Annotated in this window: 21 protein-coding genes and 1 riboswitch; of the genes, 11 read left to right on the forward strand and 10 right to left on the reverse strand. The window is 52.8% G+C overall.

Features of this window, described 5'->3' with window-relative positions; genetic code table 11:
- Positions 1-80: 80 nt before the first annotated feature.
- Positions 81-1,262 (forward strand): MFS transporter, encoded by a 1,182-nt coding sequence (locus V9K92_RS13945; RefSeq protein WP_337354247.1) that lies wholly within the window; start codon positions 81-83, stop codon positions 1,260-1,262.
- A 32-nt stretch (positions 1,263-1,294) separates the two neighbouring features.
- Here the strand turns inward: V9K92_RS13945 and V9K92_RS13950 are convergent, their stop codons facing one another.
- Together V9K92_RS13950 and V9K92_RS13955 are read right to left on the reverse strand one after the other, a co-directional pair.
- On the reverse strand, positions 1,295-2,395 hold the full coding sequence (locus V9K92_RS13950) for a patatin-like phospholipase family protein (protein WP_307280999.1): 1,101 nt from the start codon (positions 2,393-2,395) through the stop codon (positions 1,295-1,297).
- Entirely contained in the window at positions 2,395-3,174 is a 780-nt protein-coding gene (locus V9K92_RS13955; RefSeq protein WP_337354248.1) for a 3-hydroxybutyrate dehydrogenase, read from the reverse strand. The genes V9K92_RS13950 and V9K92_RS13955 overlap by 1 nt, the downstream gene beginning before the upstream one ends.
- A gap of 201 nt (positions 3,175-3,375) precedes the next feature.
- Here V9K92_RS13955 and ispG point away from each other — a divergent pair, with 201 nt between their 5' ends.
- Entirely contained in the window at positions 3,376-4,626 is a 1,251-nt protein-coding gene (gene ispG / locus V9K92_RS13960; protein ID WP_163025355.1) for a flavodoxin-dependent (E)-4-hydroxy-3-methylbut-2-enyl-diphosphate synthase, read from the forward strand.
- Positions 4,627-4,634: 8 nt separating this feature from the next.
- Here ispG and V9K92_RS13965 read toward each other — a convergent pair whose 3' ends face one another.
- Entirely contained in the window at positions 4,635-5,552 is a 918-nt protein-coding gene (locus tag V9K92_RS13965; protein ID WP_307280994.1) for a polyprenyl synthetase family protein, read from the reverse strand.
- Between the two features lie 230 nt (positions 5,553-5,782).
- Between V9K92_RS13965 and mtgA the strand changes: the two genes are divergently transcribed.
- The 3 genes from mtgA to V9K92_RS13980 all read left to right on the forward strand — a co-directional run bounded on the left by mtgA (position 5,783) and on the right by V9K92_RS13980 (position 7,293).
- Entirely contained in the window at positions 5,783-6,442 is a 660-nt protein-coding gene (gene mtgA, locus V9K92_RS13970; protein WP_162802612.1) for a monofunctional biosynthetic peptidoglycan transglycosylase, read from the forward strand.
- A 177-nt stretch (positions 6,443-6,619) separates the two neighbouring features.
- The gene (gene rpmF, locus V9K92_RS13975; protein WP_008121851.1) at positions 6,620-6,802 is read left to right on the forward strand and encodes a 50S ribosomal protein L32; all 183 of its coding nucleotides are present in this window, start codon (positions 6,620-6,622) and stop codon (positions 6,800-6,802) included.
- An 86-nt stretch (positions 6,803-6,888) separates the two neighbouring features.
- Positions 6,889-7,293, forward strand: a complete 405-nt coding sequence (locus V9K92_RS13980) for a hypothetical protein (RefSeq protein ID WP_115054288.1) — start codon at positions 6,889-6,891, stop codon at positions 7,291-7,293.
- Between the two features lie 6 nt (positions 7,294-7,299).
- Here the strand turns inward: V9K92_RS13980 and V9K92_RS13985 are convergent, their stop codons facing one another.
- Both V9K92_RS13985 and phaR read right to left on the reverse strand, forming a co-directional pair.
- The gene (locus V9K92_RS13985) at positions 7,300-7,581 is read right to left on the reverse strand and encodes a cupin domain-containing protein (RefSeq protein ID WP_336440437.1); all 282 of its coding nucleotides are present in this window, start codon (positions 7,579-7,581) and stop codon (positions 7,300-7,302) included.
- A 26-nt stretch (positions 7,582-7,607) separates the two neighbouring features.
- Positions 7,608-8,219 (reverse strand): polyhydroxyalkanoate synthesis repressor PhaR, encoded by a 612-nt coding sequence (gene phaR, locus V9K92_RS13990; RefSeq protein ID WP_337354249.1) that lies wholly within the window; start codon positions 8,217-8,219, stop codon positions 7,608-7,610.
- A gap of 256 nt (positions 8,220-8,475) precedes the next feature.
- Here phaR and V9K92_RS13995 point away from each other — a divergent pair, with 256 nt between their 5' ends.
- The 6 genes from V9K92_RS13995 (at position 8,476) to V9K92_RS14020 (ending at position 15,886) form a co-directional block, all read left to right on the forward strand.
- Positions 8,476-9,660, forward strand: coding sequence for an acetyl-CoA C-acetyltransferase (locus V9K92_RS13995; protein ID WP_336440438.1), 1,185 nt, complete (start codon positions 8,476-8,478; stop codon positions 9,658-9,660).
- Positions 9,661-9,776: 116 nt separating this feature from the next.
- Positions 9,777-10,502 carry a beta-ketoacyl-ACP reductase gene (locus tag V9K92_RS14000; protein WP_115054284.1) on the forward strand — a complete coding sequence of 242 codons (726 nt, stop codon included), beginning with the start codon at positions 9,777-9,779 and terminating at the stop codon, positions 10,500-10,502.
- Positions 10,503-10,892: 390 nt separating this feature from the next.
- Positions 10,893-13,907: a helicase-related protein gene (locus tag V9K92_RS14005; RefSeq protein WP_337354250.1), complete on the forward strand. Its 3,015-nt coding sequence runs from the start codon at positions 10,893-10,895 to the stop codon at positions 13,905-13,907.
- A 4-nt stretch (positions 13,908-13,911) separates the two neighbouring features.
- Positions 13,912-14,328, forward strand: a complete 417-nt coding sequence (locus V9K92_RS14010) for an RNA-binding S4 domain-containing protein (RefSeq protein ID WP_115054759.1) — start codon at positions 13,912-13,914, stop codon at positions 14,326-14,328.
- 260 nt (positions 14,329-14,588) lie between these two features.
- Entirely contained in the window at positions 14,589-14,927 is a 339-nt protein-coding gene (gene fdxA / locus V9K92_RS14015; RefSeq protein ID WP_115054282.1) for a ferredoxin FdxA, read from the forward strand.
- A 344-nt stretch (positions 14,928-15,271) separates the two neighbouring features.
- Positions 15,272-15,886, forward strand: a complete 615-nt coding sequence (locus V9K92_RS14020; RefSeq protein WP_336440439.1) for a CarD family transcriptional regulator — start codon at positions 15,272-15,274, stop codon at positions 15,884-15,886.
- Between the two features lie 51 nt (positions 15,887-15,937).
- On the opposite strand, the gene V9K92_RS14025 is transcribed toward V9K92_RS14020, so the two are convergent.
- The 5 genes from V9K92_RS14025 to pcaD all read right to left on the reverse strand — a co-directional run bounded on the left by V9K92_RS14025 (position 15,938) and on the right by pcaD (position 22,625).
- Positions 15,938-17,371: a M48 family metalloprotease gene (locus tag V9K92_RS14025; protein WP_337354251.1), complete on the reverse strand. Its 1,434-nt coding sequence runs from the start codon at positions 17,369-17,371 to the stop codon at positions 15,938-15,940.
- A 198-nt stretch (positions 17,372-17,569) separates the two neighbouring features.
- A complete protein-coding gene (gene thiQ / locus V9K92_RS14030; RefSeq protein ID WP_337354252.1) occupies positions 17,570-18,313 on the reverse strand; it encodes a thiamine ABC transporter ATP-binding protein in 744 nt (247 codons plus the stop codon).
- Positions 18,306-19,937, reverse strand: coding sequence for a thiamine/thiamine pyrophosphate ABC transporter permease (thiP, locus tag V9K92_RS14035; RefSeq protein WP_337354253.1), 1,632 nt, complete (start codon positions 19,935-19,937; stop codon positions 18,306-18,308). Before thiP ends, thiQ begins: the two co-directional genes overlap by 8 nt.
- Before the next feature lie 5 nt (positions 19,938-19,942).
- Positions 19,943-20,956, reverse strand: coding sequence for a thiamine ABC transporter substrate binding subunit (thiB, locus tag V9K92_RS14040; RefSeq protein ID WP_336440442.1), 1,014 nt, complete (start codon positions 20,954-20,956; stop codon positions 19,943-19,945).
- 45 nt (positions 20,957-21,001) lie between these two features.
- Positions 21,002-21,113, reverse strand: a riboswitch (TPP riboswitch).
- Between the two features lie 681 nt (positions 21,114-21,794).
- On the reverse strand, positions 21,795-22,625 hold the full coding sequence (pcaD, locus tag V9K92_RS14045; RefSeq protein WP_115054111.1) for a 3-oxoadipate enol-lactonase: 831 nt from the start codon (positions 22,623-22,625) through the stop codon (positions 21,795-21,797).
- Positions 22,626-22,710 lie beyond the last annotated feature (85 nt).

Genomic DNA, 22,710 nt, shown 5'->3' on the forward strand with positions numbered 1-22,710 from the left:
ATTTGTTCATATATGATCAAAAAGAGTGATTTGACAGGAAATTAAATCGATTTAAAAGTTCGGGCGACCGCAATTTTCTTATGGCTGTGAAATCAATGGATGCTTCTGTTTATCGCAAACGTGCCATATATGGCCGTTGGGCTGTTGCCTGCGCGTTTTTCTTCAATGGCTTCCTCGTCGGCAGTTGGGCACCACAAATACCAGTATTCATGACGCGTTTGAATATTAGTGAATTTACGCTCGGTCTGATGATATTGATTTTCGGAGTTGGCGCGCTCGTTGCCATGCCTTGGTGCGGCTATCTGATAGGCAGGTTTGGTTCGCGTGCCGTCGTTAAAGGCTTTGCCTTCTTTTGTTCGTTTTCGCTTCTTCTGGTTGCCTTGGCGCCGAATCTCATCACCGCAGCACCGGCGCTCTTCCTTTTTGGTGCCGTCATTGGCGCCATGGATGTTGCGATGAATGCCAATGCAGTTGAGGTCGAAAAACAACTATCGCGTGCCGTCATGTCATCCTCGCATGGCTTTTGGAGTCTTGGCGGTTTTGCGGGAGGTGCTCTCGGCGGCTTCCTCATCGAAGCGCAGGGACATTTGATCCACGCAATTGTGGTGACGGCGATTGCAATTGTTCTGGGACTGGTGGCGTTCCGGCATATGATCACTGAAGATAAACCGGTCGTTCATGAAAAGCAGAAGCTCTCCTTCCCCACCAATCCGCTGATTTATCTTATTGGACTGATGGCCTTGTTCTCCATGGTCCCTGAGGGATCGGTTCTCGACTGGGCCGCCCTCTATCTGCAGCAGGAAAAAGGGGCGGATATAGCAACCGCCGGACTCGCATTCGCTGCATTCTCGGGCACAATGTCAATTATGAGGTTCCTTGGCGATGGCGTGCGTAACCGTTTTGGCGCTGTGAGAACCTTGCGCATCTCCGCTCTCATTGGCGCTTCCGGACTTTTGGTCGCGAGCATTGCACCGACGCCATGGATAGCAATTCTCGCCTTTGCATTTTCGGGCCTCGGCATTGCAAATATGGTACCGATCGCCTTTTCCGCCGCAGGCAATCAACCGGGCACATCATCCGGCATAGCGCTTAGCATGGTAACGCTGATGGGCTATTCGGGAATATTGGTAGCGCCTTCAGCGATCGGATTCGTCGGTGGACGCACAGGTTTCGGCCCTATCTATATGGTGCTTGCCGCGCTGCTCATTGTCGTTTTTCTGATGGCTAACCTTGCCGCTACCGCCGATCGGGCAAAGAATTAGAGCAAGTTTATGAAACCTCGCCAAACACTGCTCTAGGCGGCTGGCTTTTTGCGCTGAATGAGGAAGTCGGTAACCCGTCTGCCAGGCTTCTTCTTCTTCAAGCCAATATTCATTTCCGGCGCAAGTTCATCTGAAAGGTCAAGTGTTTCGTGTTCGCCGATTGCGTCGAAATGTTCTTCAAGCCAGTCTTCGGCCGCTGCCCGGCCAAGATCGCGAAGATATTCGAGAAATGCCCATTCCGCATTGATTTTGGATGAGGCCGAAAGGCCTGCCAATGCTTCGTCCGCATCAATCCTGTGCATGCGAATGTTGCGGTATTCCCCATGCTCGATTCTGCCCGCTTTGATCAGCGAGTTGACAAAGGCAATTGAGCGGAACTCCCGTAAAAGCGCGGCATTGAAGGTAATCTCGTCAATGCGATCGGTAATATCGCGGGCCGTCTGCGGTGTTCCTCTGCGCTCGATAGGATTGATCTGGATCAGGAGTACATCTTCACTGGCGCCGGAATAGAAAAACGGAAACAAGGCCGGGTTGCCACCATAACCACCATCCCAGTAGGGTTGGCCGTCAATTTCCACAGCCTGGAAAATATAGGGAAGACATGCGGATGCCATGATGACATCGGCATTGAGCTCACTCTGTGAGAAAACCCGCAATCGTCCGCTTTCGACATTCGTCGCAGAAATGAAAAGCTTAAGCGCCGAACAGGCTTTCACCCGTTCGAAGTCTATTTCTTTCTCCACCAGATCGCGAAGCGGGTTCAGATTGAGCGGATTGTATTCATAAGGCGAGAACATCCGGGTGATATTCTCGAAAATATTGTAACCAATGCCGTTTTCGACAGACCAATTGCCGAAGAAGACATCCCATGGCGTGCGTTGCACAGGGCTGAAGCGCCCGCTACGACCAACCGCCCGCCAGAACTCGTGAAGCTTGGCCCGCGCGCCTTCGGGACCATTTTGTGACCATCCGTCGGCAAGTGCTACGGCATTCATGGCACCGGCGCTGGTGCCGGAGATGCCTTCAATAGTCAGCCGGCCGTCTTCAAGAATGCGATCAAGAACGCCCCAGGTGAAGGCCCCGTGAGAACCGCCACCCTGTAAGGCAACATTGATGGTTTTGGGCTTGGCCATTATGCAGCAGTCCAACCGCCATCGACAGATATAGATGTTCCTGTAATCTGTGCGGCGGCATCACTGGCCAGAAACACGACTGTAGCACCGATCTGGTCTACCGTCGCAAACTCCTTGGTTGCCTGTTTCTCAAGCATAACGTCGCGAATAACGGTTTCACGATCCATGTTATGCGCTTTCATTTGGTCTGGAATCTGCGCTTCGACTAAAGGAGTAAGTACATAACCGGGGCAAATCGCATTGCTGGTGATGTGCTGTTCAGCAACTTCGAGCGCCACAGTCTTGGTAAAGCCGATGACACCATGTTTGGCAGCAACATAGGCGGATTTGAAAGGCGAGGCACGCAGCCCGTGAGCGGATGCGATATTGATGATCCGGCCCCAGCCAGCCTTCTTCATACGGGGTAAGGCGGCGGCAGTGGTGTGGAAGGCAGATGTCAGATTGATCGCAATGATTGCATCCCATTTTTCAACGGGGAATTCATCGACCGGGGCAACAAACTGAATACCAGCATTATTTACCAGCACATCGACAGTGCCAAATTTCTCGGCTGATTTTTCGACCAGCGCGCGGCAGTCGGCGCCATTGGACATGTCGGCCTTGATATAAACAACACCAGTTGAGTATCTTTCAGCAAGTTCCTGGGCGAGTGCATGGTCTTCTGGCCGGTCGGTAAACGAATTTATCACGACATTATAACCCGCCGCCGCAAGCGCATGTGCTGCCCCAAGGCCAATGCCTGAATTCGAACCGGTAATAATAGCTGTCTTTTTGGCCATGATTTAAGCTTCCTGAACTGCAATAGGTTTCTGCGACCCGTTCGGGGAATATATTGCATTGCAGCAAAATTACTAGATTGCGATCATGAACACTTTGTCATGCGGTTTTTTTGCCAGCCATTGAGGCAATAGGCTAATGTTGCTTGGTGTTGACAAATGGCCGTGTCTGCGCCACCTGAACAACATCTTTGGAGCTTGATGATGTCCGACTATATTTCGCAACCTTTTGCCCGGCGCTCGTCGATTGGTGTCGATGTGGGCGGCGTTATGGTTGGCGGCGGTGCCCCGGTTGTCGTTCAGTCCATGACAAACACCGATACAGCGGATGTGGATGGAACTGTTGCACAGGTTGCCGCGCTATCACGTGCAGGTTCGCAGATTGTGCGCATTACGGTAGATCGTGATGAATCCGCTGCGGCTGTTCCACGTATTCGGGAGAGACTCGATCGGCTTGGCTTGAATGTGCCACTTGTCGGGGATTTTCATTATATCGGGCATAAATTACTGGCCGATCATCCGGCGTGCGCCGAAGCATTGGCAAAATACCGGATCAATCCCGGAAATGTGGGCTTTAAAGATAAGAAAGATGCGCAATTCGGTGCCATTATCGAAATGGCAGTCCGCTATGACAAGCCTGTGCGTATTGGCGTTAATTGGGGATCGCTCGATCAGGAACTGCTCACAGTCCTGATGGATAAAAACAGTGAGGCAGGTTCGCCGCTGACAGCCGAAGCCGTTGTGCGCGAGGCGATTGTCCAGTCTGCCTTGATCTCATCGCAATTGGCGGAAGAAATTGGTTTGCCGCGCTCAAAGATCATTCTTTCGGCGAAGGTGAGCCAAGTCCAAGATTTGATTGCTGTCTACGCTGAGCTGGCACGCCGATGTGACCATGCATTGCATTTGGGGCTAACTGAAGCTGGCATGGGAACAAAGGGCATAGTGGCTTCATCAGCCGCCATGGGCATTCTCTTGCAGCAGGGTATTGGCGATACGATACGCATTTCATTGACACCCGAGCCTGGCGGAGACCGTACGCGGGAAGTACAGGTGGCGCAGGAACTGCTACAAACGATGGGCTTTCGTCAGTTTATTCCCATCGTTGCTGCCTGTCCCGGCTGCGGCCGCACAACGTCAACAGTATTTCAGGAGCTGGCGCAGTCTATTCAAAGCGATATCCGGACAAACATGCCGATCTGGCGCGAGAAATATCCCGGCGTTGAAGCTTTGAACGTGGCCGTCATGGGTTGCATCGTCAATGGTCCTGGCGAATCCAAAATGGCTGATATTGGAATATCATTGCCCGGAACCGGTGAAACACCATCCGCACCAGTGTTTGTCGATGGCAAGAAAGTTGCAACACTACGTGGTGCAGGCATCGCTCAAGAATTCCAGAAAATGGTTGCAGATTATATCGAAAATCGATTTGGACAGGGCAGCCAGGCCGCCGAATAGAAAGGCGGCTAGTTCTTCCGCTCGGCAATAAAGCGGGCCGCTTCCTTTAAAAGCCCGGCCTTCTCGCCGAAAGGTTCAAGCAAAAGCTGCGCTTGCTCGACAAGACCTGATAGCTGGCGCTTCGTCCATTCGATCCCATGAATGGAAACAAGTGTGGCTTTGCCGGCTGCCACGTCCTTCCCTGTCGCCTTACCCATATTGCCAGCATCAGAAGTCACGTCCAGCAGGTCGTCGGCAAGTTGGAATGCCAGACCGATTGCAGAGCCATATTCGGCAAGGCATTCGCGCTCGCGCTGGTCAGCATTGCCAATAATGGCACCCGCTTCACACGCAAACCTGATAAGGGCTCCGGTTTTCATTGCTTGAAGCCGAATGATACCCTGCTCATCAGGCTTCACTTTTTCAGCTTCCAAATCAAGCGTCTGACCGCCTGTCATGCCGCCAATTCCTGCGGAACGCGCCAGCTCTGTTATGAGCGAGAGGCGCGCCTGAGCGCTGATTTCGGTTGCCTCGCTTGCGACGAGTTCAAAGGCATAAGTCAGAAGGCTGTCACCGGCAAGTATCGCTGCGGCTTCATCAAATTTACGATGAACAGTGGGCTGTCCCCGGCGCAAATCATCATTGTCCATAGCAGGCAGATCGTCGTGAACGAGCGAATAGCTGTGGATGCATTCCAGCGCTGCTGCAACCCGCAAAGCCGCCGAATTGTCGGCGCCAAACAATGCTGCGCTTTCCATGACCAGAAAAGGCCGAAGCCGTTTTCCGCCGTTGAGAACCCCATGTCTCATTGCCGCGAGCAATCTTGGTGGGCGCGTAATCTCACCGCTCTGCGGACGGTCGGATAAGAGCTCTGACAGCAACATCTCCACAGATGCTGCCCGTTGCTGCAAACTTAGCTGAAAAAGTGAGAAATCATTATCGTGCATGGTTGCCCAATGACCAATAAATGGTCTTTTGGTCAAGCATGAGATAAATTTTCTGCTCAATTGGCAAATGCTATGCAGATTCTTGCAGAAAGAATTCCCTTCTTCTTCCTGATGCTCTATGTCCGTGGAGGCAATTCAAGCGGAAGGTCTACGTGGCAAGGGTTTTGGTCAGAAACAAGCGGGGCAGGGGATATCTTGTCGATCCGGGACGCTCGCCTTTAGGGCGCATCATGCGCTATGTGATTCTGATCGGCATTGTATTGGTGATGCTGCCTTTAATTCTGCTGTGTTTGTACAGATTGCCCTTTGTCCATCCGATTTCCACCTTGATGGTCAAAGACCTCGTGACGTTCTCCGGTTATGACCGTCAGTGGGTTTCCATTGACGATATATCGCCAACCCTCGTCAATTCAGTCATGATGTCCGAGGATGCCAAGTTCTGCTCGCATGCCGGTGTTGATTGGGACGCATTAAATTCGGTCGTGTCCGATACAATCGATGGGGAGCAAACGCGAGGCGCTTCGACCATTCCAATGCAAACTGCGAAAAACCTGTTCTTGTGGAACAGCCGCTCATTTATTCGCAAAGGGCTGGAAGTTCCGCTGGCAGTCATGACAGATCTGATACTGCCTAAACGGCGCTTGATGGAGATTTACCTCAATATTGCAGAGTGGGGGCCGGGGATTTACGGAATAGAGGCTGCGGCACAGCACCATTTCAATACCAGCGCCGCAAAACTATCTGCACGTCAGGCCGCCTATCTCGCGGTCACGCTTCCTAATCCTATTATGCGAAACCCGGCTAAACCTGGCCGTGGCTTGCAAATGCTGGCAAGGGTGAATGAGCGGCGCGCGCGGGCCGCAGGAGCCTATGTCGGATGCATCGGTTAGGCGCCAATAGCGGTCAAATGCCTCGTTTAACAGCTTCATGACAAAAAATATGAGACTCATGCTGGTCAAAAGCTCTTTGGCGGTGTATAGCCCAGCCGAACTTTCCGGATTTTTGTCCATTGTGACAGGCTCAGTTGGGCCAGTGCCGGATTTTGACTGATTACTGGAGCTGGAACAATGGCTGTACCTAAACGAAAAACTTCTCCGTCGAAGCGCGGCATGCGCCGTTCCGCTGACGCGTTGAAGGCACCGACTTACGTCGAAGACAAGAATTCAGGCGAACTGCGTCGCCCGCATCACGTCGATCTAAAGACCGGCATGTATCGTGGCCGTCAGGTTTTGACGCCTAAAGAAGGCTGATCTTTCCTTCGAAAGCATGCTAAAAGGACCGGCCATGTGCCGGTCCTTTTATTTTGGGGCCAGCGGCTTTTGTGGGAGATTGCTTCGTGATTTCAAATATACCGTTGATGATCGTGCCGCTCATTGTCTTCAATCTGGTTATTGCCGGATTGGCTGGCATTGGTGGCGCTGATCCTTGGGCTACCCAGCTTTATTCAATGCAGATGCTGTCAGGTGGCAATTGGGTCATGACGCTCGGCGACCTGATGATCGTTTTGTCGCTCGCGCTTCTGTTCTTTGAGATCATGAAGTCAACGCGCACGAGCAATGCCTCAGTTGTCGATCATCTGCTCTCTACATTTGTGTTTGTGGCGTTTCTCGTAGAGTTTTTGCTCGTGCCAAGCGCTTCGCACTCACTCTTCTTCATTCTTATGGCGATGGCGTTTTTTGATATTCTTGCGGGCTTCACCGTATCTCTTCGGTCAGCGGGCCGCGACGTGAATTTTCGCTAGAAGCGGCTACTTCAGCTCTATTTCAATGAAGGCGTATTCGCCTTCATTGGCGTTTACAACATCGTGTTCCACGCCCTCGGATCGAAAATAGGGAACGCCCTTCTTCATCTCGGCTATTGATTCTCCGTCTTTGGTGAGGAGTTTCACTTTTCCGTCCATCAATGGCACGACAACGTAGTCATGGCCATGACGATGCCAGCCGGTATTATCCCCAATGTCAAACCGATATTCGGTTACAATGACTTTTTCATTATCGATGAAAACGGTTGCTTTGGCTGACCCGGTCATTCTTCCTCCCGCACGTGCTTTGAAAATTATTTGTCGAGAGAATCCAGTTTGCGCTGCATCGCTGCAATCTGCTCTTTTAGTTCATTCAACCCGGATGTATCGGCCGGTTTCTCAGTGGCGGAACTTTCGTCCGCCTCAACCGCATTCGTGGACTTGTTGAGCGGAAACGGGGTGAACATCTTCATCGCGTGCTGCAGCATCTCAGTGTTCCGGCGCACCTGCTCCTCGACCAGTTTAATCGGCGTGCTGACATTCATCATATCAATCGGCGACTTGCCAAAAGCGGTTGTCAGCTGTTCCCGCATGCGCTCCTGTTCCTTGGCAAAGGCAGACATGGATTGTTCGAGGAAAGTTGGAAGTACGACCTGCATCTGGTCGCCATAGTATGCAATCAGCTGGCGAAGAAAAGGGATGGGAAGCATGTTCTGCCCATCCTTGTTTTCCAATTCAAAAATGATCTGGGTCAGGACGGAATGAGTAATGTCCTCACCTGTCTTGGCGTCTTGCACCGTGAAATCCTCATTACGCTTAACCATGCCAGCCAGGTCCTCAAGCGTCACGTAAGTGCTTGTGCCGGTGTTGTAGAGACGTCGATTAGCGTATTTCTTGATGATGATTTCGCCGGTCTTCGCTGCCATTACTTAACTCCCCAAGCATATCCCATTGCCGAACTCACGCGCCAGCTTGACGGTAGAAATAAAGGATAGGGGCAAAGCGCATCATTTCAAAGTGTTTTGTGCACTGCATACAACCGGTTACACCCAAACTTATGCTGCACTGCGGGAAGGATAAATCTACTTCTAGCTGGATTGGGCCTTGTCAAATGTACGAAGGGAGGGAATTCTGTTCGGCAGAAGTATTTTGAATTGAGCATTAAAAAATGAGGAAACGTTTATGACCCAATCCATCGTTATCGCCAGTGCAGCGCGCACCCCGGTAGGCTCTTTCAATGGTGCATTTGCCAATGTGCCCGCGCATGAGCTGGGGGCAGCGGTTATCAAAGAGGTGCTCAGCCGCGCTGGGGTTGATGGTGCAGACGTGGATGAAGTGATCATGGGTCAGGTTCTTGGCGCGGGCGAAGGGCAAAATCCGGCGCGGCAGGCTGCGATGGAAGCAGGAATCCCGCAGGAGGCCACAGCTTGGGGGTTGAACCAGCTTTGTGGCTCCGGTTTGCGGGCTGTCGCCTTGGGCATGCAGCAAATCGCCACCGGCGATGCCAACATCATTGTGGCTGGCGGACAGGAATCCATGTCGATGGCGCCCCATTGCGCCCATTTGCGCGGAGGCGTCAAAATGGGCGACTTCAAGATGATCGACACCATGATCAAGGACGGTTTGACTGATGCGTTTCATGGCTATCACATGGGCATTACTGCGGAAAACATCGCCCGGAAATGGCAGTTGACGCGGGAGGAGCAGGATAATTTCGCCTTGGCCTCTCAACACAAGGCTGAGGCTGCGCAAAAAGCCGGACGATTCAAGGATGAAATCGTGCCCTTCACCATCAAGACCCGCAAGGGCGATGTGGTCGTTGCCGATGATGAGTATATTCGTCACGGCGCAACGCTGGAGTCGCTGTCGAAGTTGCGCCCTGCCTTCGATAAAGAGGGAACAGTCACCGCCGGTAATGCATCGGGGCTGAATGATGGCGCCGCGGCTGTTGTCCTCATGAGCGAGGACGAGGCAAAGCGCCGTGGCATCACGCCATTGGCGCGCATTGTTTCTTGGGCAACGGCAGGTGTTGATCCGGCCATTATGGGAACAGGGCCAATTCCGGCCTCACGCAAAGCACTGGAAAAGGCTGGCTGGAAGGCAGAAGACCTTGATCTTGTAGAAGCAAACGAAGCCTTTGCGGCCCAAGCCTGCGCGGTCAATAAGGATCTGGGTTTCAACCCGGATATCGTCAACGTCAATGGTGGGGCGATCGCTATAGGCCATCCAATTGGTGCCTCCGGTGCGCGCGTGTTGAATACATTGCTTTTTGAATTGAAGCGGCGCAACGGGACCAAGGGTCTTGCCACACTTTGCATTGGCGGCGGTATGGGCGTCGCTCTCTGCGTCGAACGCATCAAGGATTAAACCAAATTTTGCCGGCTCTGCGCTTAGCGGGGCCGGCGTTTCTGCGGTGCGTCGTGCACTTCACACTTGTGATTTATTGACTGCATTTACGAGAGATTATTTCAGGGAGGGGAAACATGACAAAAACAGCTATCGTAACCGGTGGTACGCGCGGTATTGGTGCTGCAATCAGCATCGCTTTGAAAGATGCAGGCTACAAAGTCGCAGCAAGCTATGCAGGCAATGATGAAGCGGCAAAAAAATTCAGTGATGAAACCGGTATAGCGACCTATAAATGGGATGTGTCGAGTTACGAAGAATGTACAGCCGGTATTGCCAAGGTGGAGGCCGATCTGGGACCCATTTCGGTGCTCGTAAATAACGCCGGTATCACGCGCGACGCTATGTTTCACAAGCTCACACCAGGGCAGTGGACGGATGTCATCAATACCAATCTGAATGGCCTGTTTAATATGACTCATCCGCTCTGGACGGGGATGAGAGACCGCAAATTTGGACGCATCATCAATATATCGTCGATCAACGGGCAAAAGGGTCAGGCTGGACAGGTCAATTATTCGGCTGCCAAGGCGGGCGATATAGGATTTACAAAGGCACTGGCACAAGAGGGTGCACGGGCTGGCATTACTGTCAATGCGATCTGTCCCGGTTACATCGGAACGGAAATGGTGCGTGCAATTGATGAAAAGGTTTTAAACGAGCGCATCATCCCGCAGATTCCGGTCGGTCGTCTTGGCGAGCCTGAAGAGGTGGCGCGCTGTGTCGTTTTCCTGGCCTCAGACGAATCCGGTTTCATAACCGGCTCAACGCTCTCAGCCAATGGCGGACAATATCTGAGCTAAGACCGTTTTTACTGCAGGCGCTCTGCCGGCTGGAGAATCCAGTCGGCAGAGGTGCTTGACTCTTGATGAAAACTGATAATTCGCGGCGATGCGCAAAAGTTAATTTTTTTGCGCGATGTGGGCCTCCAACAAGTTGAGTGATTCAGCATGTAGTGATTATGCTTGGAAAAAATCTATATATCGCCGTGAACAAATCGGGAATATGAGCCTAAAGCTGATTCGTAGCCGATTCGTTCTGCTCGCGTTCTATTTCTTAACGGTATATTCCGTGAATCGATTAATGATTGTTTATCTGGATTGAGCCACTTACGTTCTGTAGATGCTGAGAATGCTGTTTGGATGAACGCCAAACTTTGGTTTGCTCATTTGGGCGGTACTGGATTGTAGTTGATGAACCTTATGCCCAAGACCGAACTGCCTCTCACACTGACTGGCCGCGATGTTACGGCAGTTTTGGGGCCCACAAACACTGGCAAGACTCATCTTGCGATTGAGCGCCTGCTCGCGCACCGATCCGGTATGATCGGTTTGCCGCTGCGGCTTTTGGCGCGCGAGGTTTATAATCGTGTCGTGGAGCGAGCAGGCATTGCCAATGTCGCGCTGATTACCGGCGAAGAAAAAATCAGTCCGCCTGGCGCCCGTTATTCAGTTTGCACCGTAGAGGCCATGCCGCGCCATACGGATATGGATTTTGTTGCCATTGACGAAGTTCAGCTTGCCAACGATCTTGAGCGTGGCCACATTTTCACGGATCGCATTCTGCATCTCCGCGGGCGTCAGGAAACAATCCTCCTGGGCGCTGCAACGATGCGTGGCATTCTGGAGAAGCTTTTGCCGGGCATATCCGTGGTTACACGGCCAAGATTGTCCAATCTCGCCTATTCCGGTTCGAAAAAGATTACCCGCCTGCCACCGCGCACGGCGATTGTGGCTTTCGCGGCGGAAGAAGTCTATTCAATCGCGGAATTGATCCGGCGGCAGAATGGTGGCGCTGCGGTGGTCATGGGAACGCTAAGCCCACGAACGAGAAACAAGCAGGTGGAGCTTTATCAGTCCGGGGATGTGGACTATCTGGTGGCAACCGATGCCATTGGTATGGGGCTCAATCTCGACGTGGACCACGTTGCGTTTGCACAGGACCGGAAATTTGATGGATATCAGTTCCGCGATCTTTCACCGGCAGAAATCGGTCAGATAGCCGGGCGAGCCGGGCGCCATTTGCGTGACGGAACATTTGGCGTGACGGGCCATGTGTCAGGTTTCTCCGAAGCGCTTGTTCAACGTGTTGAATCCCATGCTTTCGATGCAGTGAAGATTTTGCAGTGGCGGAGTGCTCATTTTGACTATTCCAGCCTCGATGCGCTGAAGCGCTCCATTGACACTCCGGCACCGATTGATGGTCTGACCAGAGCTCTTCCGGCGGTTGACCAGCAAGCTTTGGAGTTTCTTTCGCGTGATCCCGATATTGCTCCACTCGCAAATACGCCCGAACGTGTAGCACTTTTATGGGACGCCTGCGCCTTGCCGGATTATCGCAAGATTGCACCGGCGCAACACGCTGACATCATTGCGTCCGTATATACTGATCTTGTTGAAAAAGGTCATGTGAACGAAAATTATATGGCAGAAGAGGTTCGGCGGGCTGATTCCATTGATGGCGATATCGACGCTCTTTCGCGGCGTATAGCCCAGATCAGAACGTGGACATTTGTGTCTCATCGACCCGGTTGGCTGGCAGATCAGGCACATTGGCAAGAAAAGACGCGTGAAATTGAGGACAGATTATCCGATGCACTGCATGAACGGTTGACGAAACGCTTCGTAGACCGCAGGACAAGCGTGCTTATGAGGCGCCTGAGAGAGAATACAATGCTAGAAGCCGAAATTAGCCCTGCCGGGGACGTTGTTGTCGAGGGGCACCATGTTGGACGATTAGACGGGTTCCGTTTCACTGCGGATGCTCAAGATGATGGAGCGGACGCCAAGGCGATCAAAGCTGCAGCGCAAAAAGCGCTGGCGGCAGAGTTCGAAAATCGCGCTGAGCGGTTTTCGGCATCCGCCAATGGCGATTTTGCTTTGGCGTCAGATGGGACGCTGCGCTGGATCGGTGCGACTATTGCTTCCGTTGTATCCGGAGAGCAAGCGCTCAAGCCGCGCGCCGTATTGCTGGCTGATGAGCAGCTCACTGGCCCGGCTCGCGACAAGGTTGCCGCGCGGGTTGATCGCTTTCTCAACCACCATATAGACACGGTGTTAAAGCCGCTTGTTGATCTTGCCAATGCGGATGCGCTGGTTGGAATCACGAAAGGTCTTGCCTTCCGGCTGGTCGAAAACTTCGGTGTTTTGCAGCGCCGGGATGTTGCAGAAGAAGTTCGCGGGTTGGATCAGGACTCCCGAGCAGCCTTGCGCCGTCTCGGCGTGCGCTTCGGCGCGTATCACGTATTCTTGCCGGCTCTGCTGAAACCGGCCCCTGCTGGTCTCTTGACGCTGCTCTGGGCGCTCAAAGAAGATGCCAAGGACCGTCCCGGGTATGGCGACGTCGTTCAGGTATTGTCCGCAGGCAGAACCTCTGTGGTGACCGATGCAAGCTTTGATCCCGCATTCTATCGTCTGGCAGGATATAGATTGCTTGGTCGCAGAGCTGTCCGCATCGACATCCTTGAACGTCTGGCGGATCTCATCCGTCCTGCGCTGGCCTGGAAGCCCGGCACGGGCACTCGTCCCGATGGCGCCTATGACGGATCACGCTTTCTGGTAATCCCAGCCATGATGTCGATCCTCGGTGCAACTGCCGATGATATGGAGGAGATCCTCAAAAATCTTGGCTATCGTCAGGAGGCCGTTGAACCTGCGATTGTTGCTGCCAAATTGGCGGAGCTAGAAGCGGTCGCAAGTGCTGCACCAACGAAAGACACTGCAGTGCCTGCTGCAGAACCGGTTGGTCCAGGGTTTGCAAATGCACCAGTGGTGCAAGCTGTAGCCAAACCATCCCAGCCGACTGCTGAAACAGCAACGCCAGCGGTGCCGGAAGAAGCACCAAAGCCAATTCTCTTGTGGCGTCAGGCACGTTTCGATAATCGCAATAATCGTGGAAATCACGAGAAACGCGATCATCAGCGCGGTGGGCAAGCACGAAACGGCCAATCTGAGCAGAGAGCTGCCCAGCCCAACCGCCCGGCTGCGCCGCAGAATGAACGTGGTGAACGCAAGGAACATTTCCGGGGCAAAGGCAAGCCCGCAGGCAATGAGCGCTTTAAACAGGATGGCGCGAAACATGGCGGAAAACCACAGGGACAACATAAGGCTCCAACCAAGCGTCCCGAGCGTGAGGAACGTCCAGTTAAAATCGACATGGACTCGCCTTTTGCCAAGCTGCTCGCTTTGAAGGAACAAATGAAAAAATAAAATGATGGCAGAGGCCGATAACGAAGGAAAGAAAGGACGGCGCATCGATAAATGGCTGTTCTTTGCGCGGGTGGTAAAATCCCGCTCCCTTGCGGCCAAACTGGTATCCAGCGGGAATGTCCGTCTAAACAAAGTGAAAATTGATCAGCCATCGCAGAATGTCAAAGTAAGCGATGTGCTGACAATTTCCTTGGACCGTCGTGTCCTGGTTTATGAAGTTGTTGCGGGTGGAGAAAGGCGCGGGCCAGCTGAAGAGGCGAAGAAACTCTACAGGGATCTGTCTCCGCCGCCCATGCCGAAAGAAATTAGCCGTCTGGACGCTTTGCCAAAGCGTGATGCCGGTAGCGGCCGACCAACAAAAAGGGAGCGCCGGCAAGTTGATCGTTTGATGCAGGGCAAAAACGATGATTCCAACTCATAATGTGGCCAACGTTTAATCGAAATAAATTTTCTCGGTTTTGACCTAAGTAGAGTACACTATACCGATAATACACCATTCGCCGGGAATGAATTGCTTGTTTGCGCTTGTTGAAGGTGCGAACAATGCGATCAAAGGCTCGCCGGTAAACCAACGCCCGCGTTCTGGTGCCGCAGTCTTGTTCTTACCTCTTGTCAGTTTGGCAGCAAATCGTTACCTCACGATTGTACCCCGCTGATCGTGGTGTCTTCTGGAGCCAGTAAATGACTTATGTTGTGACCGACAATTGCATCCGCTGCAAATATATGGATTGCGTTGAGGTCTGTCCGGTCGACTGTTTTTATGAAGGTGAAAACATGCTCGTCATTCACCCGGACGAATGTATCGACTGCGGTGTTTGTGAACCTGAATGTCCAGCGGAAGCTATCAAGCCGGACACTGAGCCAGGTTTGGACAGCTGGTTGCAACTGAATGCCGAGTATTCCGAGAAGTGGCCCAATATCTCCACAAAGGGCGACGCCCCGTCGGATGCCAAGGAAATGGACGGTGTGGCAGGCAAATTCGAGAAATTCTTTTCTCCGGAGCCTGGCGAAGGCGATTAATAGCCCAGGAATCAGACTTGGCTAAACTGGAGTTGGTGCAATAAGCAAGGCTTTGAGCCCCATTTTTTGAGCAATTGCAGCAAAAATTTGATTCTACGCGGTTTTCATGTTATGGTGCTGAAATATGTTGATCATTGGACGTCAATTTCGTGGCGCTAAAGTATAAATCACCACTTGGCTAGATTTTTTTCGGACGCAACAGTTCAGGGTATGCTTGTTTGTCATTCAGCCCAACTGATCCGTCCGGATTGCTTTTGCGCGACACTATTGACGACCGACAAACCGGGTTCCGGTTTCCAGTGGTTGGTTTAACCGGTGCGTTTTGCCGGGCGCAGCAGGGAGTAATGAAGCGCATGACAGTAGTTCCGCAGAAAAAAGCCGCCCAGCGTATTGGATTTAAAACGGGCGAATTTATTGTATATCCGGCACACGGCGTTGGTCAAATTGTCAATATTGAAGAACAGGAAGTTGCGGGCCACAAGCTTGAACTGTTTGTTATTGATTTCCAGAAAGACAAGATGCGTCTGAAAGTGCCAGTTGCCAAAGCAACAGCCATCGGCATGCGGAAACTTTCTGAAACAGATTATGTAGAGCGCGCATTGAAGGTCGTCCAGGGACGGGCCCGTATCAAGCGCACCATGTGGTCTCGCCGCGCGCAGGAATATGATGCGAAAATCAATTCAGGCGATTTGATTTCGATTTCGGAAGTTGTGCGTGATCTATTCCGTGCCGACAATCAGCCGGAACAGTCTTATTCAGAACGCCAGCTTTACGAGGCAGCACTTGATCGCATGGCTCGTGAAATTTCTGCCGTCAACAAGATGTCAGAAACCGAAGCTGTCCGTCTTATCGAGGTAAATCTCGCTAAGGGTCCTAAGCGCGGTGCTAAGGCCGATGATGCTGAGGCAGAAGTTGAAGCAGATGTAGTTGCTGAAGACGAGCAGGAAGAGGCAGCATAAGAGCTGTCTTTCTCGCCAAAACACAGCCCGGCAGCGATGCCGGGCTTTTTATTATTCGCTGATAAGCTTCACCTTGTCGCCGACAGATACGGTTCCGCCGGGCGGCATCGCGTTGATCAGGCGAAAGAGGTCAAGCTTGCGGTCTGTACCCAGGATTTTGCTTGAAAGTGATGAAAGAGTATCGCCGGGCTTTACTGTCACAACGCGGATGCGCAAAGGCTTTATCGCGGCTTTCTCTTCAGGCGTCAGGAGCTTGAAGCTCTGAACAACCGTTTGCGAGGCGGGTAATAGCGCTGAGCTTCCCGCTGGAGCCGCAGTCAGGAAGCGATAAATGCGATTACCGGCATTGATCACGAAAATATCAAACTCCCAGCGATCGGCCTTTGCCTTGGCGCTGGCCGCAGGCATGCCGTTAAAGGTCGTAGCGGTAACGCTGGCGTCGACAAGCCCGGTCACCCAGCCGCTGCGCATGTAGTCGGTCATTGACGGATTGCCGGATATTTGTGTCCCATCAAACCGGACGGCTACTTCTCCCGGGCCCGTCGCCATAACGGCATCGGCGCTGTTGTCGATGGTGAAGCCTTCAGGAACAGTGAAGCTCACGCCCAGAAGTGGATGGACGAAATTGCGGCCCCGCACATAGCCTTCTTCCGGCGTATCGCCATATAGGATGCCGTCTATACCCTGCAGGAACGATTCGCGGTCGGTCGTGCCAACGCCGGGGGCACCGATACGGCGGGCATGCCCACGCGCAAGTTCAATTCGCTGCGGTGCCGAGGGGTGGCTGGCAAGGAAATCGAGGCTGGCATCGGTAGCGCCGGACACGTTACGGAAATCGGCATAGGAAGCCATGGATTGCAAGAAACGTGGCGCAGCAAATGGATCATACCCCGCTTCGCCAATCATCTTGATGCCGATCGCGTCGGCCTGAAGTTCCTGATTGCGTGAAAACTGCGCCATCCGCAGCTTGCCGCGGATCAAGGCTTCCTGTCCGGCGGTGTCGCCCTGCAGAACTTCCGATACGACGCGTCCGGCAATAACGGCTTCCTGTTCGCGCTGCTGGCGCTCTATACCGTGATTGGCGATTACGTGGCCCATTTCGTGAGCAATGACGGCGGACAGTTCCGCGCTGTCATTGGCAAGGGCGAGAAGGCCGCGGGTGACATAAAGATATCCGCCCGGCAAGGCAAAGGCATTGATGTTGGGCGAGTTGAGAATTGTTATGCGATAGGTGTGGGTCGGGTTGTCCGAAACCGTTGTCAGATTGCCAACGACTTTGGCGACCATGCGCTCCAGTTTTGCATCCTTATACTCGCCGCCATAGGTCGCGAGAATACGGGGATGCTGCTCAGCGCTAAGTTTGGCGAGTCGGTCGTTCTTATTAACATTGTCTACCGTGACCGGGTTCGATGACGGGCCAAGCGCCGCATCTTCCTTGCTAATATTCAGCACTTGGCAACCTGAGAGAAAGGCAAGCATCAGCATGAGCTGCGCCGGCTTTCTGCCCTGCTTAGCTGCTTGAAACCATCCTGTATTCAAGGGAGACGTGTGCGAACCCAGAATCATATCCTTTTTGTATTAAGTGCCAGGAGACTCGTATGTCTTTGTTCTTGCTAGCCCGATGTGCGGCCCGGAGCAAGAATTTCATTGTTTTCCTGACCGGGGCAAGGCGTCGAAAATATGTCAAAGACCAGACTCTTTGCTACCGAGGTAATTTCGCAACAGGGCAGGGCCATCGTCTGACAGCAGATCCTTGGCCGGGCCGGAAGCAGCAATGTGCCCATTATCAACGAAGAGCAGCGTCGATGCCAGCCGCAAAGCGTCGTCCGGATGATGCGTAACCATGATAATTGTCATTCCGGTTTCTTTTTGAAGATTCTCAATAAGTTCCAGCATTTCGTGACGCAAAGCAGGGCCAAGGGAAGCGAAAGCTTCATCCAGAAGCAATACGGGACGGTTGCGCACCAATGCGCGGGCGATTGCCACGCGCTGACGTTCTCCCCCGGAAAGAGCTTCGGGCTTCCTTCCCTCTTTTCCGGCAAGCCCGACTTTCCGAATCGCTGCCTGAATTTCCACTTTGTCGACTTCATCAAGCCTCAAATCCGAACGGCGGCCCAATCCGACATTGGACATTACATCCAGATGGGAAAAAAGATTATTGTCCTGAAACACCATGGAGACTGGCCGGAGCGATGGCGGAAGATTGGTCACGTCAACCTCATTGATTAGTACCGAGCCACCAACGGGCTTCTCGAACCCGGCAATGAGATTAAGCAGCGTCGATTTTCCCGATCCGCTCGGGCCGATGACGGCGGTTATTGTGGAGGCTTGAATGGACACATCAAAGTGCATTGCCATGTCACCATAGTCGAAACGCACGGCGTTGAGACGAACAGAGACGCCATTTGTTTTTGCGGGCTTAGCCATTTGCACTGCTGTCCCTTTTGGCCAGTCGAATTGCGCCTCTATCGGCGATGATCATGAGAATGAGGCACAGCGCAGCAAGAATTAGTGCCAACCCGGCGGCGTCGGCGGTACGATAGCTTCCCATGCGTTGCAACAGCAAATAGGGCAGGGTCAGAACGGTGTCGTTGCCAAACAGGGCAATTGTTCCGAGATCACCAAGGGACAAAGCCATGGCAAAGGCAAAGGCTACGCCGAGCGGATGTTTTAAAATTGGCCAATCGATAATTCGGAGCCGGTTCCAACCCGCAATGCCCAATTGCTCGCACAGTCTGTTGTGGCGGCTTGCCGCTGTATCCCATGACGGTCGAAGAATCCGGAACGCAAAAGGGATGGCCATAGCGGCATTGACGCATATTACCATGAAGGGTGCGAGGCTGAATGGATCGACAAAGTGGCGGGAAAGAATGAACCATCCCGCACCAATGATGATAGGCGGCACCACCATGATCAAGCTCGCGCCAAGATCAAGCGAGCGCTCAAATACTCCAGCTCTGGCGTAGCGCCGCCGGGTTGCCAAAAACTCCCGCGTAATCACAAGACTAAGCGAAATTATCAGTGAAAGTGCGGCCGCGATTGCGCCAAGAACAAGACTGGTGACAATTGCGCGCCAGACGGTTGTTTCGGACAGGAGACGGGTAATATCTGCCGACAAGCCGGAAACGACAGTGCCTGCCATGGGCAAGGTTACGAACAGAAAACCGGATATAATCAGAGTAATGTTCCATAGTCTTTGCGGCAATGAAGGCATGTCGAAGCGGCGGGTCGTGGTACGCAAGCTGAAGCCTTCTTCTGTCGGACGCCCAGCGAGCGATAGAAGGCCGAGCACGATAATTGTCAGGCAAAGCTGAAGAAGCGTCAGGGACACCGCTCTGGCTATATCAAAATCGAAGTGAAGCGACTGGTATATTGCAACTTCGAGTGTCGTGGCGCGAGGCCCTCCGCCGAGTGTCAGCACCACGGTGAATGAAGTAATGCACAGCATGAAGATCAAGCCAGCCACACCCGATATACTGCGTAAAATGACCGGCCATTCGATTAATTTGAACTGTGTCCAGTTGCTCATCCCCAGTTGTGAGGAGAGTTTCCAATAATCTTCGGGAATGGAATCCAGACCTGAGAGAATGAGCCGTGTCGCCAATGGCAAATTGAAAAATACATGGGCGAGAAGAATGCCCGTCAGCCCGTAAATATCGGGAACCAAATCAAGCCCCAGCCATCCGAGGATAGCAGCCAGCAAACCGTTTCGTCCGTAAATGCTGGTGACACCGAGCACGGCAACGAGCGCTGGCAGCGCCAGAGGCAAGGCAAACAGACGCAGGAGCATTGCGCGTCCCGGAAAGCTCTGCTGCGCATGCAATGCACGGGCAAGCGGGATGGCAAGGCCGACAGAAAATACCAGGGAAAGGAGCGCTTGAAGGATTGTGAAGCGTGCAATCCGCCAAATGTAGCTGTCAAAAGTAGCAAAGCCCTCCGTGCTTCCACGGAAAGCTTCAATGGCGAGACTGAGGAGAGAGCCGCCCGCCAATACGCCCAGAAAGGCGAGAGCGAGACCTCCCGCCAAGGGTTTCATCGAAGAGGCGGCCATCTATGCTACTTGCTCATGGCTTCAAGCCACTCGTCGATCCAGGCTTTGCGATTTTTCGCCACTTCTTCAGATGTGAAAGTCAGTGTCTTTGCTGGCTTTACCAATGTGTCAAAGGCTGGATTGAGCGGATTTGAGGTTTTAGCTGCAGGATACATCCAATTGTTTTCGGGAATAGTATCCTGAAATGCCGTGCCGGTAACAAATGTCAAAAACTGCGCAGCAAGCGGGTTCTTGGCTCCGTTTACAGTTTGCGCTGCAACCTCGACCTGCAGGTAATGTCCTTCATCGAAGGATGCTGCCTTGTACCGATCGGTTTTGTCCGCGATCAGATGATAAGCGGGCGACGTAGTATAGGAAAGCACCATGGGCGCTTCACCTTTGGTAAAAAGCCCATAGGCTTCTGACCAGCCGGGCGTGACGGTTAAAACGCGATCCTTGAGTTTGGCCCAGGCTTCACTGGCCTTGTCCCCGTAAACTGATTTCATCCACAATACGAGACCAAGGCCCGGTGTAGACGTGCGAGGATCTTCAATAACGATCTTCTGCTTCGGATCGCCATCAACCAAATCCTTCAGACTAACCGGTGCGTCTTTGACTTTCTCTGTGTCATAAATGACAGCGAAGTAGCCATAATCATAGGGAACGAAAATGCTGTCCTTGAAGCCACCAGGAATGTCGATAGCAGTTGTATCTATGCCATGCGGCGCAAAAAGTCCGGTTTGCTGAGCTTCAAAAGTCAGGTTCGTATCCAGACCGAGAACAATATCCGCCTTTGTCGATGCGCCTTCAAGCTTCAGACGGTTAAGCAGCGCAACGCCATCGGCGACTGCTACAAAGTCAACAGTACAGGTGCATTGCTTCTCAAAGGCTTCTTTGACTTTTGGCCCTGGCCCCCATTCAGAGGTAAAGCTTTCATAGGTGTAGACTGTCAGCTTGCCATCCGCATTTGCTGGGCTGGAAAGGCCAAATGCCAATGCGCTGGAAACAAGGGCAAATTTCATAAATTCGAGTGGCTGCATAGGCGCCTCCTAAAGTTGAACTTCAAAAGGATAGGTGCGCCGGCTTGTGAAGCCGCATCTAATCCCTCCGCCGGTACAAACCGGATCAGGTTCCGCGGGTTGACTGGATTGGTTCCAGTCTCTCAGCCTGTTGATGCAGGCACCCCGTTAGAGCAAAGCAAGATTAGTGACTGTGTCCTGCCAACGCAAGCGCCCATCGCCTAGCTGGTTGTTTTTGTTATGCCTTCCCCTTGCCACGCCCGCTTTTGCGTCTGGCTATTGAGATGGTGGGAAAGACGGGCGGTCATCGAAGCGCGTCTTTGTAGTAGGTTAAGCGATCCGAAGACCGCCCGTCCGGCGATTTTGCATTCTGTCCGTTCCGCTTGGGAGGCCTCGGCTACCCAAGGAGTGCCATTTGCGGCGCGCCATGCGTTAGCCTTGCGCCCCTTAAAGTGCTCGTCCAGCACGCGCCGTTCCTAGTAACGGCAGGGGAACCCTTGGACAGAACGTCCCCGGATGGCGGGTCCGTAACCCGCCATCGGAGGCGCCCATCCTTCCCCAAACTTCGAACGGCTCCGGAAGCTGTTCCCCGCGGGAAGGACAGGAACAGAATAATGCAGAGCGGGTGCTGTTGGATAAGTTTGTCGAGATTATTTTTGGAAAGTCTGATTTGCACAAGCTAAGTGCGTCCTTCGACAAGCTCAGGATGAGGGAGGTCGATTGATTGCAGGGCGCCAACTCTTGCAAGGCTAGCAAGTTGTCGCTGCGACCCACAAAACTTCCCTCATGGTGAGCTTGTCGAACCACGCATTATATCGAATGCAGCTTATCCACCTCACTCGCGGCGAGTCATCTTGAGCTAGTTGAGGGTTGAGTTGCTCAAAATTGGATTGCCCTCAAGTTTGAACTCATCGATAAAGGCGCGAATGATCGCGACGAGCATTTCGGGTTGTTCCACGCAGGGAATATGCCCGGCATCCTTGATGACTTCGTAGCGCGCGCCCGGAATCAATTTAGCCATTGAAAGCACGACGTCCGGCGGTGTCGAACCATCTTGATCCCCCACAATACAGATTGTTGGAACCGATATTCGGCCTGCGTCTTCTGTCAGGTCTGCATCACGAATTGCTGCGCAGGTTCCGGCATATCCGGCCAATGGTTGACGAATCAGCATGTTCCGGTAGCCGGTTAAGGCAGGGCTGCTTTCACGATGAAATGTCGGGGTAAACCAGCGTTCGAGGATCGTGTCGGCGATGCTTTCAATACCATTTTCCTCAAGCGCGGCAATACGTGCGTTCCAGGAATCGGCATTGCCAATCTTGTGCGCGGTATCACACAAGACCAGTGCCCGAACCAGATCGGGACGGGAAGCATAAAGCCCCTGCGCAATCAGTCCGCCGACAGAAAGACCGCAAATGATTGCATTTTTAACATTGAGGAAATCCAGCAGACCTGCCAGATCGCCGACATGATCGTCGAGAGAATAGGGAGACGTGCCGACACTCGAAAGCCCGTGGCCGCGCTTATCATAGGTGACGATAGCAAAATCACCCGCCAGGCGAATAATGACATCGCGCCAGATGCGGAAGTCAGTGCCCAGAGAATTGGCAAAAACGATCACAGGTTTTGACGCTGGTCCGCCAATCAGCTGATAATGCAGCGTCACACCATTTATATCGGCAAATTGCACCTTGCTCTCCCTTTTATCCAGAATGATATGTGCGTACGGTTCTGTAGAATGAATGATCAGGGACGATCAACCGCCGAATAATTAT

Origin of the sequence: Phyllobacterium sp. CCNWLW109, from assembly GCF_037203905.1 — a bacterium.
Lineage (GTDB): Bacteria > Pseudomonadota > Alphaproteobacteria > Rhizobiales > Rhizobiaceae > Phyllobacterium > Phyllobacterium ifriqiyense.

Excerpts from the sequence above, each read along its gene's own strand:
- ispG (WP_163025355.1), top strand. The coding sequence starts at position 3,376 with ATGTCCGACTATATTTCGCAACCTTTTGCCCGGCGCTCGTCGATTGGT.
- thiQ (WP_337354252.1), bottom strand. The coding sequence starts at position 18,313 with ATGGCTAAGCCCGCAAAAACAAATGGCGTCTCTGTTCGTCTCAACGCC.
- V9K92_RS14020 (WP_336440439.1), top strand. The coding sequence starts at position 15,272 with ATGAAGCGCATGACAGTAGTTCCGCAGAAAAAAGCCGCCCAGCGTATT.
- V9K92_RS13965 (WP_307280994.1), bottom strand. The coding sequence starts at position 5,552 with ATGCACGATAATGATTTCTCACTTTTTCAGCTAAGTTTGCAGCAACGG.
- mtgA (WP_162802612.1), top strand. The coding sequence starts at position 5,783 with ATGCGCTATGTGATTCTGATCGGCATTGTATTGGTGATGCTGCCTTTA.
- V9K92_RS13985 (WP_336440437.1), bottom strand. The coding sequence starts at position 7,581 with ATGACCGGGTCAGCCAAAGCAACCGTTTTCATCGATAATGAAAAAGTC.
- V9K92_RS14005 (WP_337354250.1), top strand. The coding sequence starts at position 10,893 with ATGAACCTTATGCCCAAGACCGAACTGCCTCTCACACTGACTGGCCGC.
- V9K92_RS14000 (WP_115054284.1), top strand. The coding sequence starts at position 9,777 with ATGACAAAAACAGCTATCGTAACCGGTGGTACGCGCGGTATTGGTGCT.
- V9K92_RS13945 (WP_337354247.1), top strand. The coding sequence starts at position 81 with ATGGCTGTGAAATCAATGGATGCTTCTGTTTATCGCAAACGTGCCATA.
- V9K92_RS13995 (WP_336440438.1), top strand. The coding sequence starts at position 8,476 with ATGACCCAATCCATCGTTATCGCCAGTGCAGCGCGCACCCCGGTAGGC.
- fdxA (WP_115054282.1), top strand. The coding sequence starts at position 14,589 with ATGACTTATGTTGTGACCGACAATTGCATCCGCTGCAAATATATGGAT.
- V9K92_RS13955 (WP_337354248.1), bottom strand. The coding sequence starts at position 3,174 with ATGGCCAAAAAGACAGCTATTATTACCGGTTCGAATTCAGGCATTGGC.
- thiP (WP_337354253.1), bottom strand. The coding sequence starts at position 19,937 with ATGGCCGCCTCTTCGATGAAACCCTTGGCGGGAGGTCTCGCTCTCGCC.
- V9K92_RS14025 (WP_337354251.1), bottom strand. The coding sequence starts at position 17,371 with ATGCTGATGCTTGCCTTTCTCTCAGGTTGCCAAGTGCTGAATATTAGC.
- V9K92_RS13950 (WP_307280999.1), bottom strand. The coding sequence starts at position 2,395 with ATGGCCAAGCCCAAAACCATCAATGTTGCCTTACAGGGTGGCGGTTCT.
- V9K92_RS14010 (WP_115054759.1), top strand. The coding sequence starts at position 13,912 with ATGGCAGAGGCCGATAACGAAGGAAAGAAAGGACGGCGCATCGATAAA.
- rpmF (WP_008121851.1), top strand. The coding sequence starts at position 6,620 with ATGGCTGTACCTAAACGAAAAACTTCTCCGTCGAAGCGCGGCATGCGC.
- phaR (WP_337354249.1), bottom strand. The coding sequence starts at position 8,219 with ATGGCAGCGAAGACCGGCGAAATCATCATCAAGAAATACGCTAATCGA.
- thiB (WP_336440442.1), bottom strand. The coding sequence starts at position 20,956 with ATGCAGCCACTCGAATTTATGAAATTTGCCCTTGTTTCCAGCGCATTG.